This window comes from Mycobacterium sp. E136 (assembly GCF_001666865.1).
In the GTDB taxonomy this organism is placed as follows: Bacteria; Actinomycetota; Actinomycetes; order Mycobacteriales; family Mycobacteriaceae; genus Mycobacterium.
The window spans coordinates 1-15,012 of record NZ_LZJE01000252.1 but is presented as its reverse complement, the minus strand read 5'-3'; the positions used below and the strand labels follow the sequence as shown (position 1 = coordinate 15,012).

The window sequence follows — 15,012 nt, the reverse complement described above, 5'->3', positions numbered from 1 at the left end:
TGCGCGACATGGTTGAGATCGGCATGGGCAGAACCGCCCGCCGCACATACGAACTCGACGACATCAACATCGTCCCGTCGCGGCGCACGCGCTCGTCGCAGGATGTGTCGACCGCGTGGCAACTCGACGCCTACCGGTTCGAGATCCCCGTCGTGGCCCATCCCACCGACGCGCTCGTATCCCCGGAATTCGCAATAGAAATGGGCCGGCTCGGCGGGCTGGCCGTGCTCAACGGCGAAGGCCTGATCGGCAGGCACGCCGACGTCGAAGCGAAGATCGCCCAGGTCGTCGAGGCCGCCGAAAAAGAGCCAGAACCCTCGGCGGCGGTCCGGCTCCTGCAGCAACTGCACGCCGCGCCGCTGGACCCCGATCTGCTGGGCGCGGCGGTCGCGCGGATCCGCGAGGCCGGGGTGACGACGGCGGTGCGGGTCAGCCCGCAGAACGCGCAGGCGTTGACGCCCACCCTGCTCACCGCGGGCATCGACCTGCTGGTCATCCAGGGCACAATCATCTCCGCCGAGCGTGTGGCCTCCAACGGGGAGCCGCTGAACCTCAAGACCTTCATCTCCGAACTCGACGTGCCGGTCGTCGCCGGCGGGGTCCTCGACCACCGCACCGCGCTGCACCTGATGCGGACCGGCGCGGCCGGTGTCATCGTCGGCTACGGCTCGACCAGCGGCGTGACCACCAGCGACGAGGTGCTCGGGATCAGTGTGCCGATGGCCACCGCGATCGCCGACGCGGCCGCGGCTCGGCGCGAGTACCTCGACGAAACCGGCGGACGCTACGTGCACGTCCTCGCCGACGGCGATATGCACACCTCCGGTGACCTGGCCAAAGCGATCGCGTGCGGCGCCGACGCGGTGGTGCTCGGTACGCCGCTCGCGACGGCGGCCGAAGCGTTGGGTGGCGGTTGGTTCTGGCCGGCTGCTGCCGCCCACCCGTCTCTGCCTCGGGGTGCGTTCCTCCAGGTCGCGGTCGGAGAACGTCCGGGGCTGGAGCAGGTACTGACGGGTCCCTCCGACGATCCGTTCGGCTCACTGAACCTGGTCGGCGGGCTGCGCCGCTCGATGGCGAAGGCCGGCTATTGCGACCTCAAGGAGTTCCAGAAGGTCGGCCTGACTGTCGGGAGCTGAGTACGAGCACCGCCTCGCCGTCTGACCTCCGGCAATGGATAGTTACCCCTCGGTAACGTCATACTGGACCGATGGAACCTGACTACGACGTCCTGGTGATCGGTTCGGGGTTCGGCGGCAGCGTCACGGCGCTGCGGCTCACCGAGAAGGGCTATCGCGTCGGAGTGCTCGAAGCCGGTAGGCGGTTCGCCGACGAGGACTTCGCCAAGACCTCGTGGAATCTGCGCAAGTTCCTGTGGGCTCCGCAGCTCGGGATGTACGGCATCCAGCGGATTCACCTGCTGCGCAACGTCATGATCCTGGCGGGAGCGGGCGTGGGGGGCGGCTCCCTGAACTACGCCAACACGCTGTACGTGCCACCGGATCCGTTCTTCAACGATCCGCAGTGGAAGGACATCACGGACTGGCGCGCAGAGTTGATGCCGCACTACGACCAGGCGCAGCGCATGCTCGGCGTCGTGACCAACCCGACGTTCACCGACGCCGACCGCGTCGTCAAAGAGGTCGCCGACGAGATGGGTGTCGGTGACACGTTCGTGCAGACGCCGGTGGGCGTCTTCTTCGGCCCCGACGGCACGAAGGCGCCCGGCGAGACCGTGCCCGACCCGTACTTCGGCGGTGTCGGACCGGCGCGCAAGGGCTGCATCGAGGTCGGCGAATGCATGACCGGATGCCGGCACAACGCGAAGAACACGCTGATCAAGAACTACCTCTACCTCGCGGAGAAGTTCGGGACGAAGATCCACCCGATGACCACGGTCACCGGCTTCGAGCAGCGACCGGACGGCCTGTGGGATGTGCACACCGTGCGAACCGGCCGCAAGGTGCGCAAGCACAAGCGCACCTTCACCGCGTCGCACGTGGTGCTGGCGGCCGGTACCTACGGCACCCAGCGGCTGCTGTTCAAGATGCGCGACAAGGGCAAGCTGCCCGACCTGTCGGACAAGCTCGGCGTGCTGACCCGCACCAACTCCGAATCAATCGTCGGCGCAGGACGATTCGAGGTGACCGACGACCTCAACCTGACGCACGGCGTGGCGATCACCTCGTCCATCCACCCGACCCCGGACACCCACATCGAGCCCGTGCGCTACGGCAAGGGCTCCAACGCCATGGGTCTGCTGCAGACATTGATGACCGACGGCGACGGCCCCGAAGGGTCGGATGTTCCGCGGTGGAAACAGCTGTTCCTCAACGCCCGCAAGGATCCCCGCGGCACGATCCGCCTGCTCAACGTCCGGCGGTGGAGCGAACGCACGCTGATCGCGCTGGTGATGCAGCACCTCGACAATTCGATCACCACCTACACGAAGCGCAACCGGTTCGGCATCACGCGCTACCTGAGCAAACAGGGCCACGGGGCGCCCAATCCGGCGTGGATCCCGGTCGGCAACCGGGTCACCCGGCGGATCGCCGAGAAGATCGACGGCGTCGCGGGCGGCACCTGGGGCGAGCTGTTCAACATCCCGCTCACCGCGCACTTCCTCGGCGGTGCCGCCATCGCCGACGACGCGCAACACGGCGTCATCGACCCGTATCACCGGGTGTACGGCTATCCGACGCTCTCCGTGCACGACGGAGCGGCGATCTCGGCGAATCTCGGTGTCAATCCGTCACTTTCGATCACGGCCCAGGCCGAGCGGGCCGCGTCGTTGTGGCCGAACAAGGGTGAGCAGGACCTGCGACCGGAGCAGGGGCAGCCGTACCGCCGGTTGGAGCCCGTCCCGCCGCAGAACCCGGTCGTGCCCGGTCATGCGCCGGCGGCGCTGCGATGGCTGCCGATCGAACCGGTCAGCTCGGCTGGTTGAGAATCGCCGATTGGGGTAACTGTCGCAGATGCGGACCGCATACCAGGAGCAACTGGCCGCACTGAGTGCGCAACTCGGTGAGATGTGCGGGCTTGCGATCACCGCGCTGGAACATGCCACGCGGGCCCTGCTGGACGCCGATCTGTCGCTCGCTGAGCAGGTCATCGCCGACCACGAGCACATCATCGCGCTGAACCGGCGGGTCGAGGAGTCGGCGCTGCGGATCCTCGCACTGCAGCAGCCCGTCGCCACCGACCTTCGCACGGTCATCGGCTCCATCCACATCGCCGCCGACATCGATCGCATGGGCGCCCTGGCGGCCCACGTCGCGGGCATCTCGCGGCTGCGCCACCCGGACTGCGCCCTGCCTGCCGACGTGCGCGCGAGCTTCGCCGAGATGGGTGCGCGCGCGGTACAGCTCGCGAGGACGGCGCAGGAGGTGCTGCTGTCGCGTGATCCCGACAAGGCGGCGCGGCTGCGCGACGAGGACGACGCCGTCGATGCCGAGCACCGGCACCTGTTCACGCTGCTGATCGACCACAAGTGGCAGGACGGTGTGTGTTCGGCGGTGGACGTCGCGCTGCTCGGCCGCTACTACGAACGGTTCGCCGACCACGCCGTGGAGATCGGCAAACGGGTGGTGTTCGAGGCGACCGGCGGGTTGCCTGGCCACAAGAAGATCGGGTGAGGTCTACCGGCTAGCGGTAAGAGCGACGTCGGAAAAGTCGACCGGGTAGATGCCCGGCAGCGTCGATGACCGCGAACACCCCAGTCAGCGATGGTTTTCACACCAATCCATCACGACAGGGGTAATCCGATGACCGACCAGAAGACCGTCCACGAGGTGACCTTCGATCTGCTCCGCAAGCTCGGCCTGACAACAGTTTTCGGCAATCCGGGCTCGACCGAGCAGACGTTCCTGCAGAACTTCCCTGACGATTTCGAATACGTGCTGGCGCTGCAGGAGGCGTCGGCGGTGGCCATGGCCGACGCGTTCGCCCAGACAACCGGTAAGCCGGCGCTGGTAAACCTGCACACCGCCGCGGGCACCGGCAACGGGATCGGCAGCCTGGTGGCGGCCTACCGCGCCAACACCCCGCTGATCATCACCGCCGGACAGCAGACCCGCGAGATGTCGCTCGTCGACCCGTATCTGAACAATCCCGACGCCACCGAGATGCCCAAGCCGTGGGTGAAGTGGTCCTACGAGCCGGCGCGCGCCGAAGACGTGCCTGCCGCGTTCATGCAGGCCTATGCGATGGCCATGCAGGCACCCAAAGGTCCGGTGTTCCTGTCCATCCCGCTCGACGACTGGGACAAGCCCGCGCTGGGACCAGCCGTCGTCAGAAGCGTCGCCGAGCGCGTCGCGCCGGACCCCGCGCGATTGGCGGAGTTCGCCGAACGCATCAGCGCCGCGGAGCGTCCGATGCTGGTGCTCGGCCCCGAGGTGGACCGCGCCGGCGGCTGGGACGCGGGCATCGCGTTCGCCGAGAAGCTGCGGGCGCCGGTCTACGGCAGCGCGCTGTCCGACCGGGTCTCGTTCCCCGAAGACCACCCGCTGTACGCCGGTCCGCTGGGAATGACGATCGCGGACGTCGAGCAGACCGTTCGCGGTCACGACCTGGTCGTCGTGATCGGCGCGCAGGTGTTCCGTTACTACCCGTATGTGGCGGGAGAGTACCTGCCCGAGGGGAGTGAACTCCTGCAGATCACGTCCGACCCACACCTGTCCGGGGTCGCCCCGGTCGGCGACAGCCTGGTCGGCGACGTCACCATCGCGCTGCAACAGCTGACCGAGCTTATCAGCGTGCCCACCGACCGCGAGCCGCCGGGACCGCTGGTCCGAAGCCGTCAGTCGGAGGGGCCTTCTGAAGCTCCGATGACGTCCAACGCGGTCTACGAGACGCTCAGCACCGTGAAGCCCGACGACGCCGTGGTCGTCATGGAGTCGACGTCGACGATGCCCGACCTGTTCAACTGGTTGCCCACGACGCGGTCGGCGAGCTTCTTCGCGACCGGTAGCGGTGGTATCGGCTGGGGCCTGCCCGCCGCGGTGGGGCTCGCCCTGGGCGACCGGGCACGAGGCGTCAAGCGGCCGATCGTCGCCACCATCGGCGACGGTTCTTTCCAGTACTCCATCCAGGCGCTGTGGACGGCCGCGCAGCACAAGCTGCCGATCGTGTTCGTGGTGCTGCGCAACGGCGAGTACGCGATCCTGAAGTCGTTCGCGCTTCTCGAGAAGACGCCGCACGTGCCGGGTCTGGACCTGCCTGGGCTCGACATCGCCTCGGTGGCAAGCGGTTTCGGATGCCATGCGGTCGATGTGACCAGCACCGACATGCTGGCCGACGCGTTCAAGGCCGCGCTCGACGCCGACGGGCCGACGGTGCTGGTCGTGCCCACCATCCCCCAACTGCCCCGCCTGGGCTGATTAGGGAAAGGAACTGCAATGCCTGTCTACACCTGCACCATCGCCGAGGGCACTCTCGACGCCGACACCAAGGCCGACCTGGCCTCCGAGATCACCAAGATCCACTCGGATGTCAACCACGTGCCGAGCACTTACGTCAACGTCGTGTTCAACGAACTGCCCGCACACAACGTGTACACCGACGCCGAGCCAGCGCGGCCGCTGATCATCAACGGTTGGGTGCGTTCCGGTCATCCGGACGACGAGACAAGCCGCTTGGCGAACGAGATCGCCGATGCGGCAACACGAATCACAGCAATTCCGCCGGCGCGGGTGCTCGTCATCATCGGTAACAGCCCCGCCCGTTTCGCGATCGAGGGCGGCCGCGTGCTGCCCGAACCCGGTCAGGAGCAGGCGTGGCTGGCGGCGGGCAGCCGTACCTAGGCGGGGCGCCGGCGCACCGGCTCGCGCCCGGGCGGCTGCGCGCGCATCGTCGGCAGCGGTTTGCACCAGCGAACCGGCACGGTGGTGGGTTCCCGCGCCGCGAGCCGCAGCTCCTCGCCGCCATGGCGGATCAGCAGCTCACCCTCCGGACCGTCGCGCAGCGTGTAGGTGACGTCGTCGTGGGTCGCGTCGACGGTGAGCCGGAAGTTCCTCCAGCGCAACCGGAATCGAAGCCGGGAGATCCCGTCGGGCAGCCGGGGGTTGAGCTCGAGCACACCTTCGTCGTCCCGCAGGCCGCCGAACCCGGCCACCAGCGCGGCCCACGCCCCGGCCAGCGATGCCATGTGCAACCCGTCGCGGGTGTTGTGGTGCAGGTCGCGCAGGTCGATCATCGCCGCCTCGTAGGCGTAGTCGTGCGCGAGCTCGAGATGGCCGACCTCGGCGCACATCACCGCCTGCGTGCACGCCGACAGCGACGAGTCCCGGGTGGTGCGTCGTTCGTAGTAGTCGACGTTGCGGGCCTTCTGTTCGGCGGTGAACGCGTGGCCCTGCCAGTGCATGGCGAGCACCAGGTCGGCCTGTTTGACCACCTGCGCCGGGTAGAGCCGGACGTACGGTTCGTTCAGCAGCAGCGGGTAGACCGTGTTGGCGTGAAAGTCCCACTCCCGCAGCGTCGTGAAGCCCTCGCACTGAGGATGCACGCCGAGTTCCTCGTCGAACGGGATGTTGGCGCTGTCGGCGGCGTGACGCCACGCGGCCATCTCCTCGGTTGAGACGCCGGCCGCCTGGGCGGCGTCGACATTGCGCGCGCAGGCGTCGGCGGCCGCCCGAAGATTGGCCGCCGCCATCAGATTCGTGAACACGTTGTCGCGCACGATCGCGGTGTACTCGTCGGGTCCCGTCACGCCGTCGACATGCCACACGCCGTGGCGATCGTGGTGACCGAGCGATGCCCACAGCCGCGCGGTGTCGATGAGCACGTGCAGCCCGCACTCCGCTTCGAGTGAGTGGTCGCCCGTGACGATGCGGTAGCGCTCGAACGCCATCGCGATGGTGGCGTTGACGTGGAACGCCGCGGTGCCCGCCGGCCAGTAGGCCGAACACTCCTCGCCGCGGATAGTCCGCCAGGGGTATGCCGCGCCGTCCAGATCCAGCTGCGTCGCGCGCTCCCTGGCCATAGGCAGGATCGATGCGCGCCAACGCAATGCGTCGGCGGCCGCCGACGGATGGGTGTAGGTCAGCACCGGCAGCACGAACCCCTCGGTGTCCCAGAAGGCGTGGCCGTCGTAGCCCGTTCCGGTCAGGCCCTTGCCGGGTATCGCCCGGCGTTCGGCACGCGCGCTGGCCTGCAGGACGTGGAAGAGCCCGAACCGCACCGCCTGCTGGCAGTCGGGGTCACCCTCCACCTCGACGTCCGCACCGTCCCAGAAGTCGTCGAGGTACGCCCGTTGGGCGTCGAGCAGACCCTGCCAGCCGGTGTAGCGCGCGCTGCTGAGCGCCGCGGCCGCCTGGTCGCGCAGCGCCGGGCGTGAGCGCAGGCTCGACCATCCGTATGCGAGGTACTTGACGATTCGCAGTTGCTGACCGGGACGCAGCCCACAGATGATCGTCGTGTTGGCCCAGTCACCGCCGGCGCCGGTGTCGACCTCGACACGGCCGGGCACCCCGATGTCGTGGTCCATGGCCGCGGCCATCGTCAGATTGCTGCCGCGGGTGCGGTGCAGCAGGATCGCGCCGTGTTCGGAATGTTCGTGCTGCACGGGCTCCAACGGCTTCTCGAGCACGGTGGACACCCGTGGGTCCTTCGCCGACGGCGGCAACTCCTCGTTCGCCACCAGTTCCGATTGCACGGTGACACGCACGAATTCGTCTTGGGCCTCGACGACGTACTCGATGGCCGCGGCGCTGCGCTGCGCGAGTGAGACGACGCGGGTGGAAACGACCTTGATCTTCTTGCCCGCCGGTGAACGCCAGCAGGCGGTGCGCTTGAGCGTGCCCGCCCGCAGATCGAGAACGCGTTCGTGGTCGAGCAATTCGCCGTAGCGGACGTCGAACGGTTCGTCATCGACCAACAGCCGGATCAACTTGCCGTTGGTGACGTTGACGACCGTCTGACCGTCTTCCGGATAGCCGTATCCGGCTTCGGCGTACGGCAGCGGACGAACCTCGTAGAACGAATTCAGGTAGGTGCCGGGCAGGCCGTGCGGTTCGCCTTCGTCGAGATTTCCGCGCATGCCGATGTGGCCGTTGGACAATGCGAACAATGACTCCGACTGCGCCAGGACGCCGAGGTCGAGCGATCTCTCGCGAACCTGCCACGGCTCCACGGGGTAGATCTCGTCGTGCAGGCTCACGTCAGGAGCTCCGCGAGATCGGACACCACGATGTCAGCGCCGCTGCGCCGCAACGCTTCCGCCTGGCCGACCCGGTCGACACCGACCACCACGCCGAAGCGTCCGGCCCGGCCCGCCTCCACGCCGGAGAGCGCGTCCTCGAAAACGGCGCCCTGCTCGGGTTCGACTCCGAGAAGTTGCGCGGCGCGCAGGAACGAATCGGGCGCGGGTTTTCCCGCGATGTTCTCCTCACGCAACACGACACCGTCCACGCGGTGTTGGACGAATCGGGCAAGGCCGGTCAGCTCGAGCACTTCGCGGGTGTTGGCACTCGACGACACGACCGCGATACCCAGACCCGCGTCGGCTGCGGCCTGCAGATAGCGGCGCGAGCCCTCGAACACCTTCACCCCGTCGGTCCGCAGGATCTGTTGGAACATATCGTTCTTCGCGTTCCCCAGGCCGTGCACGGTTTCGCTCGTCGTCGGGTCGTCGGCGCCGCCGTCGGGCAACTCGATGCTTCGGCTGGCCAGAAACGATCGAACCCCGTCCTCGCGCTTCTTGCCGTCCACGTAATTCAGATAATCGATCTGAATGTCGAACGGTGTGAACGCCTCGCCGGTGCGCTCCGCGCGTCGTCGCAGGAAGTCGTCGAACATCGCCTTCCACGCCTTCTTGTGCACGCTCGCGGTGTCCGTCAGCACGCCGTCGAGGTCGAACAGCGCAGCGCGGATCCCGTCGGGTAGGCCCAACTCTCCGGTTCCAGGCACCAATCACCCATTCCCGTTATCGCGCGCAGACATACCTGCGCATCGAAGAACTTATCGCAGCGATTTGAAATTGACGCAGACAGCAAACAATTGCCATATATTGAGCGAGCTTGTCGTTCGACAGGGTGCTACTCGAGAAAAGGGACCCCATGACCTATCCGCCTCAACCTCCGCCGCCACCGCCTCAGGGTTATGGTCCGCCGCCAGGAGGTGTTCCGGCGCAGCAGCCCGACAGCAACCTCGTATGGGGAATCCTCGTTACGGTGTTGTGCTGCTTGCCGTTTGGCATCGTGTCGATCATCAACGCCAGCAAGGTCTCCGGCCTGTGGCAGTCGGGCCAGTATGCGCAGGCGCAGAAGGCCTCCGACGATGCGAAGAAGTGGGCGATCTGGGGTGCGATCGCCGGTGTGATCGTCATCGTCATCTACCTCATCATCGGGGTCGCGGGTGGCGGCCTGGCCAACATGTGACGTCACATGTGAGTTCCGTGCGCTCGCTCACCGCGCCGCTGGCGGTGGCCGCCGCCGCGGTGGGCGGGTGCGCGGCCGTCTGGCTGGCCGACCCGACCGTGCCGGGGGGCGTCCTGCCCGTGTGCCCGACCAAGGCGTTGCTCGGCATCGACTGTCCCGGCTGCGGCAGCCTGCGGATGGTCTACTCGCTGCTGCATCTCGACGTGGCGGCGGCGGTCCGGTTCAACGCGCTCGCCGTGATCGCGTCGGTGTTTCTGCTCTGGGCGTACGGGGCATGGGTCTACGGCTCGCTGGCCGGCAGGCGGGTACGCAGTTGGCAGCATCTACGGTGGTCGGCTCCGGTGGCCGTGGTGGTGACCGTGGTGTGGTTCGTGCTGCGCAACTTGCCGTTTGAGCCGTTCACCGCGCTGCACGTGTGACGTCGGTTGGGCCAACTAGACTGACCGCGTGACATCAGGATCTCCCCGGCCCGTTTTGGTAGTCGATTTCGGAGCGCAGTACGCGCAGTTGATCGCCCGGCGGGTCCGCGAGGCTCGGGTGTACTCCGAGGTGATCCCGCACACCGCCAGCGTCGAGGAGATCAAGGCCCGCGACCCCCAGGCCATCGTGCTCTCCGGTGGTCCGGCGAGTGTCTACGAGGAGGGCGCCCCGCAGCTGAACCCGGAGCTGTTCGATCTGGAGGTTCCGGTGTTCGGCATCTGCTACGGCTTTCAGGCCATGGCGCAGGTGCTGGGCGGAACCGTCGCGCGCACCGGCACTCGCGAGTACGGCCGCACAGAGCTGAAAGTCACTGGCGGAGAACTACATTCGGACCTACCATCCACCCAGCCGGTGTGGATGAGCCACGGCGACGCGGTGACCGAGGCTCCCGACGGCTTCGAGGTGGTGGCCGCCAGCGGCGGTGCGCCGGTGGCGGCGTTCGAGCATCGCGGCCGTCGGCTGGCCGGTGTGCAGTACCACCCGGAGGTCATGCACACTCCGCATGGGCAGCAGATCCTGAGCCGCTTCCTCCACGAGTTCGCGGGCATCGACTCGACGTGGACGCCGGCCAACATCGCCGACGCGCTCGTCGAGCAGGTGCGTGAGCAGATCGGTGACGGGCGGGCCATCTGTGGGCTGTCCGGTGGGGTGGACTCCGCGGTCGCGGCCGCGCTCGTGCAGCGCGCCATCGGCGACCGGTTGACGTGCGTGTTCGTCGACCACGGCCTGCTGCGGGCGGGGGAGCGGGCGCAGGTGCAGCGTGACTTCGTCGCCGCCACCCACGCCAACCTGGTCACCGTCGACGTCGCCGACCGGTTCCTCGAGGCGCTGACCGGGGTGTCCAACCCCGAGGGCAAGCGCAAGATCATCGGACGGGAGTTCATCCGGGCGTTCGAAGGGGCGGTGCGCGACCTGGTCGAAGGCGGGGGGCCTTCCGACGAGCGCTTGCGCGAGGAGTCAACTGGGGAGGTCGACTTCCTCGTGCAAGGCACGCTGTATCCCGACGTGGTGGAATCCGGCGGAGGGTCGGGCACCGCGAACATCAAGAGCCACCACAACGTCGGCGGCCTGCCCGACGACCTGAAGTTCAAACTGGTCGAGCCGTTGAGGCTGTTGTTCAAGGACGAGGTCCGCGCGGTGGGCCGCGAGCTGGGCCTGCCCGAGGAAATCGTTGCGCGCCAACCGTTCCCGGGTCCCGGTCTGGGCATCCGGATCGTCGGCGAGGTCACGGCCGCGCGGTTGGAGACGTTGCGGCGCGCCGATGCGATCGCTCGTGAGGAACTGACCGCCGCCGGGCTCGACGGCCAGATCTGGCAGTGTCCCGTCGTCCTGTTGGCCGATGTCCGTTCGGTGGGTGTGCAGGGTGACGGCCGCACCTACGGGCATCCGATCGTGCTGCGCCCGGTGTCCAGTGAGGACGCCATGACCGCCGACTGGACGCGGGTGCCGTACGACGTTCTCGAACGCATCTCGACCCGCATCACCAATGAGGTGGCTGAGGTGAACCGGGTGGTGCTGGACGTGACGAGCAAGCCGCCCGGCACCATCGAGTGGGAGTGACTACTCCTCGGGTTCCCTGTCGATGAGCTCACCGAGGATCTGACCGACCGTCGACTCGATCGTCGACTCGATGGAGAATGCCAGCGTCGCCGACACCGCGGACACCGCCGTGGTACGGAACCGCACAAGCATCGTGATCAGTTCGGCCACTTCGGTATCCGGCGGCAGTGCGGCACCGGGATTGATGCGGTGCAGCACCTCCTCGATGCCCGCCTGCACCAGCAGACCGCTGATCTGGTCGACCAGTGGCGCGATCTGCTCGTGCAGGTCGATCAGCTTGCCCGTCGCGACGCCGTACTGCCGGATCTCGTTGAACGCCTGGATGAGCTTCGGCCGGACGACCACGGCTTCACCGTCGTCCAGCTTGATCACGCCGAGGCCGACCATGCGCTCGAATCCCGGATCGTCGTCGACCAGCCGCTTGGCATCCGCGACGCTCATGCGCTCCGGCTTCTCCGTGGCCCAGGTCCCCGCGATCGCGGATTCGAGCCCGAGCATGTCGCCGACACCTTTGCCCTGCTCCCAAGCCGACAGCATCTCGCGGACGTGGGCGATGTTGTAGCCGCGGTCGAGCAGCGAGGTGATCAGCCGCAGCCGGGTGAGGTGGGTGTCGTTGAACAGCGCGATCCGGCCGACCCGCAGGGGCGGGTGCAGCAGGCCGCGGTCCCGGTAGACACGGATGTTGCGCGTGGTCGTGCCCGCCAGCCGGGCGAGCTCGTCGATGCGGTACTCGTTGGACTCGTCGAACCCGTGCGGCTGCAGCGCCGCGTCGAACAGCTGCGACACGGCCGTCTCGATGACGTCCCGCGACCCGCGGCGGACGCGCCTGGGCGCCCGGCGAAGTCCGTTGAGGATCGCCGAGATCGCCCCTGCCTGTGGTCGCGGCTGCCGTGCCGTCACGTCAGGCCGGCGTCGTCACCGCATGAAGCGCGTCGTGTGTGACCGCGACGTAGTCGGATGTCTGGAAGTCCCGCATCTGTCGAAGATACTGGGTCGCGAACCCCGGGTACATCGCGGCGTTGAAACCGTCGGCAGTGAGATACCAGCTACTGCAGCCCGACATCCACGTGGTTTTGGCGAGCCGCTTCTGCAGCCGCTCGTTGTAGCGCTCCTGCACGTCCTTGCGCACGTCGAGATAGCGCAACCGCTGATTGAGGATCGTGGTGATGGCCCGCACCGTGTAGTCGAGTTGTCCTTCGACGTACACCAGCAGTGAGTTGTGCCCTGGACCGGAGTTGGGCCCGGTCATGAAGAACAGGTTGGGATAGCCGTGGGCATTGACGGTCTTGAACGCCTGTGCGCCCGCAGCCCACTCGTCGGCCAGCGACCGCCCCCCGATCCCGGTCACCGGGTACGGCGGACCGGTCAGGTGCACGTCGTAGCCGGTCGCGAAAACAATGGCGTCGAGGTGATGCTCGATGCCGTCACTGGTGCGGATGCCGACCGGGCTGACAGTGGCGATCGGCCAGTCGATGAGCTTGCAGTTGTCCTGCTGCAACGCAGGGTAGTAATCGTTGCTCATCAGCATCCGCTTGCAGCCGGGCGTGAAGTCCGGGGTGAGCTGGCGGCGCAGCCACGGGTCTGAGACCTGCTGGCGCAGATGGGCTTTGGCGAGCCGCGCCACCAGTCCTGTCAGCGGGGTGTCCCACACCAGCGCGGTGGCTGTCAGTTCGTGGCCCCAGAACAGCGCCTGGCGGGCAAGCTCCTGTGCTGCGGGAACTCTGGCGAACAACGCCTGCGCGGCAGGTGGCGTGGCGATGTCTACACGAGGCAGCACCCAGCCGGGTGTCCGTTGGAACACCTTGACGAAGCCGGCGCGCTTGACCAGTTCCGGGACGATCTGCACCGCGCTGGCACCTGTTCCGATGACGCCCACGCGCTTGCCCGCGAAGTCGTAGTCGTGATCCCAGTTCGCGCTGTGGATCTTATGGCCCTGGTAAGTCTCCAGACCGCGGATGTCGGGCCAGGTGTGGTCCGGCAGAGGGCCCGATGCGAGCACTACGGTGCGGGCGCGGAAGGCTTTGGAGCGTTTTCCCTCAACCTTGACCGTCCAGATGCCCTGCGCGTCGTCGAAGTGCAGACCGCTGACCTCGGTGCGGAACTGGATGAGGTGCCGCAGCCCGAAGTCGTCGACCATGTGCTCGATGTGGTCGCGGATCTCGGCGCCCCGCGCGTAGGAGCGCGACCAGTTCGGGTTCTTGACAAACGAGAACGAGTACAGCAGCGACGGGATGTCGCACGCCGCACCGGGATAGGTGTTGTCCCGCCAGGTGCCGCCGACCCGGTCACTGCGCTCGAGGATGACGAGGCCGTCGACACCCGCCTCCGAGAGTTTGATCGCCGCGCCGATGCCGGTGAAGCCGGCGCCGACGATCAAGGTGTCGTGGATGCGATCAGGCTGCCGGCTCATGAGTGACCTCCTTTACCCAGCTCGGCACCTTCGGCAGCAATGGCCGCGGGTAGCGGTCGGAGAGCCACACCATCGAGTTGGCCAGCAGGTGGTACGGATGACGCGGGTTGGTGACCACGGCGGCGTAGCGCCGCAAGAACAGGTAGGTCGGCACCCGGCGGGTGTGGTCGCCGCGATCGCCGAGTTCCTTGAACCGCTTGACCGCCCGGTACAGCCGCTCGGGCTCCATGCCCATGGCGACGATCTCGTTGCGGATCCGGTTGATCAGCGGCGCGCCCATGATCGCACCGATGATGAGGCCAGGTGTGGCGTTGTGCCCGACGAAGTCGATGAGCAACCGTCTGATCTTCGCGTGACCGATCATGTTGAGCACTTCGAAATCCACGACGAGGTGCACGACCCGGTGTGCCACCAAGTCTTCGAAAAGATCAACAACGACGAATCCCGGCACCTCGTCGAGCAGGAATTTCAGCAGTGCGCCGTCGAGCGCGACCTCCAGCATGGGGATGACGGTGCCCAGCAGTGACAGCGGCATGTCGTCGGCCCAGCGGTCCAGCCAGTCGATGGCAAGGCGGATGTTGACGTTCGGTTCGGGCACCTCGCCGTCTTCGAGCATTCCCCACCGTTTCATCAGCGCGAGTTCGGCATTCGCGTGCCGCTGTTCCTCGGCGTGGAAGTAGCGGTAGATCTCGGCGATGGTCGGTGTCGGCGCCTTCTTGGCCAACGCGGCGAACCCGCGCGCGCCGATGTTCTCGATCCAGCACAGGTCGGCCATGAAGGCCTTCAGTCCGGGTCGCTGCTCGTCGGTGATGAGCTCGGCGCCCGGCGCGTCCCAGTCGATGTCGGCCAGCGCCCACTGACGGTCCTTGATCTTGGCCAGCATCGCGTCCATGTCGATCGCCATCTCGATTCTCCTCTACGTGGTGACGCGGGCGGTCAGGCCGACGGCGCGGGTGTACACCGTCGGAGTGAAACGCTTTATACCCCAACCGATCCGGGCATCGGGTTGCGGCATGCAGTACAGGCCGCCGCGGTCGTGCGTGTCCAGGCACATGCGGGCGACCCGGTCGGGGGAGAAGCCGGTCCAGCGCATCAGTCGGTCGGCCAGTTGGGTGGATCGGTCGGAGATAGCGCCACCCTCCGCTCCTGAATTGATGATGTTGGTCTTGACGAATGTCGGGCACAGAGCCG

General features: G+C 67.2%; 13 protein-coding genes and 1 pseudogene. 8 read left to right on the top strand and 6 right to left on the bottom strand.

The window, feature by feature from the left end; genetic code table 11:
• The first annotated feature begins 8 nt into the window (after nucleotides 1-8).
• The 5 genes from A5698_RS16940 (at nucleotide 9) to A5698_RS16920 (ending at nucleotide 5,798) form a co-directional block, all read left to right on the top strand.
• Nucleotides 9-1,136, top strand: a complete 1,128-nt coding sequence (locus A5698_RS16940; RefSeq protein WP_156670791.1) for a GuaB3 family IMP dehydrogenase-related protein — start codon at nucleotides 9-11, stop codon at nucleotides 1,134-1,136.
• 71 nt (nucleotides 1,137-1,207) lie between these two features.
• Nucleotides 1,208-2,944: a GMC oxidoreductase gene (locus A5698_RS16935; protein ID WP_067091268.1), complete on the top strand. Its 1,737-nt coding sequence runs from the start codon at nucleotides 1,208-1,210 to the stop codon at nucleotides 2,942-2,944.
• 28 nt (nucleotides 2,945-2,972) lie between these two features.
• A complete protein-coding gene (phoU, locus tag A5698_RS16930) occupies nucleotides 2,973-3,632 on the top strand; it encodes a phosphate signaling complex protein PhoU (RefSeq protein ID WP_067091271.1) in 660 nt (219 codons plus the stop codon).
• 129 nt (nucleotides 3,633-3,761) lie between these two features.
• Complete coding sequence (mdlC, locus tag A5698_RS16925) at nucleotides 3,762-5,375, top strand: benzoylformate decarboxylase (protein ID WP_068299253.1); 1,614 nt, start codon at nucleotides 3,762-3,764, stop codon at nucleotides 5,373-5,375.
• A gap of 18 nt (nucleotides 5,376-5,393) precedes the next feature.
• Nucleotides 5,394-5,798: a tautomerase family protein gene (locus A5698_RS16920; RefSeq protein WP_068299214.1), complete on the top strand. Its 405-nt coding sequence runs from the start codon at nucleotides 5,394-5,396 to the stop codon at nucleotides 5,796-5,798.
• Here the strand turns inward: A5698_RS16920 and A5698_RS16915 are convergent.
• Nucleotides 5,795-8,146, bottom strand: coding sequence for a glycoside hydrolase family 65 protein (locus A5698_RS16915; RefSeq protein ID WP_068299250.1), 2,352 nt, complete (start codon nucleotides 8,144-8,146; stop codon nucleotides 5,795-5,797). The genes A5698_RS16920 and A5698_RS16915 overlap by 4 nt on opposite strands.
• Before the next feature lie 2 nt (nucleotides 8,147-8,148).
• Nucleotides 8,149-8,901, bottom strand: coding sequence for a beta-phosphoglucomutase family hydrolase (locus A5698_RS16910; protein WP_068299211.1), 753 nt, complete (start codon nucleotides 8,899-8,901; stop codon nucleotides 8,149-8,151).
• A 149-nt stretch (nucleotides 8,902-9,050) separates the two neighbouring features.
• Between A5698_RS16910 and A5698_RS16905 the strand changes: the two genes are divergently transcribed.
• The 3 genes from A5698_RS16905 to guaA are packed head-to-tail and all read left to right on the top strand — an operon-like array spanning nucleotide 9,051 to nucleotide 11,411.
• Nucleotides 9,051-9,371: a CD225/dispanin family protein gene (locus tag A5698_RS16905; RefSeq protein ID WP_067091278.1), complete on the top strand. Its 321-nt coding sequence runs from the start codon at nucleotides 9,051-9,053 to the stop codon at nucleotides 9,369-9,371.
• An 8-nt stretch (nucleotides 9,372-9,379) separates the two neighbouring features.
• Nucleotides 9,380-9,790, top strand: coding sequence for a DUF2752 domain-containing protein (locus A5698_RS16900; RefSeq protein ID WP_502688938.1), 411 nt, complete (start codon nucleotides 9,380-9,382; stop codon nucleotides 9,788-9,790).
• Nucleotides 9,791-9,818: 28 nt separating this feature from the next.
• Entirely contained in the window at nucleotides 9,819-11,411 is a 1,593-nt protein-coding gene (gene guaA / locus A5698_RS16895) for a glutamine-hydrolyzing GMP synthase (protein ID WP_068299205.1), read from the top strand.
• Here the strand turns inward: guaA and A5698_RS16890 are convergent, their stop codons facing one another.
• The 4 genes and pseudogenes from A5698_RS16890 to A5698_RS29050 all read right to left on the bottom strand — a co-directional run.
• Nucleotides 11,412-12,311: a MerR family transcriptional regulator gene (locus A5698_RS16890; RefSeq protein WP_197506807.1), complete on the bottom strand. Its 900-nt coding sequence runs from the start codon at nucleotides 12,309-12,311 to the stop codon at nucleotides 11,412-11,414.
• Nucleotide 12,312: 1 nt separating this feature from the next.
• Nucleotides 12,313-13,821 (bottom strand): flavin-containing monooxygenase, encoded by a 1,509-nt coding sequence (locus tag A5698_RS16885; protein ID WP_068299202.1) that lies wholly within the window; start codon nucleotides 13,819-13,821, stop codon nucleotides 12,313-12,315.
• The gene (locus A5698_RS29055) at nucleotides 13,805-14,725 is read right to left on the bottom strand and encodes a reductase (RefSeq protein WP_068299195.1); all 921 of its coding nucleotides are present in this window, start codon (nucleotides 14,723-14,725) and stop codon (nucleotides 13,805-13,807) included. The genes A5698_RS16885 and A5698_RS29055 overlap by 17 nt, the downstream gene beginning before the upstream one ends.
• A 12-nt stretch (nucleotides 14,726-14,737) precedes the next feature.
• A pseudogene (locus A5698_RS29050) lies at nucleotides 14,738-15,012 on the bottom strand (SDR family NAD(P)-dependent oxidoreductase); the annotation flags it as partial.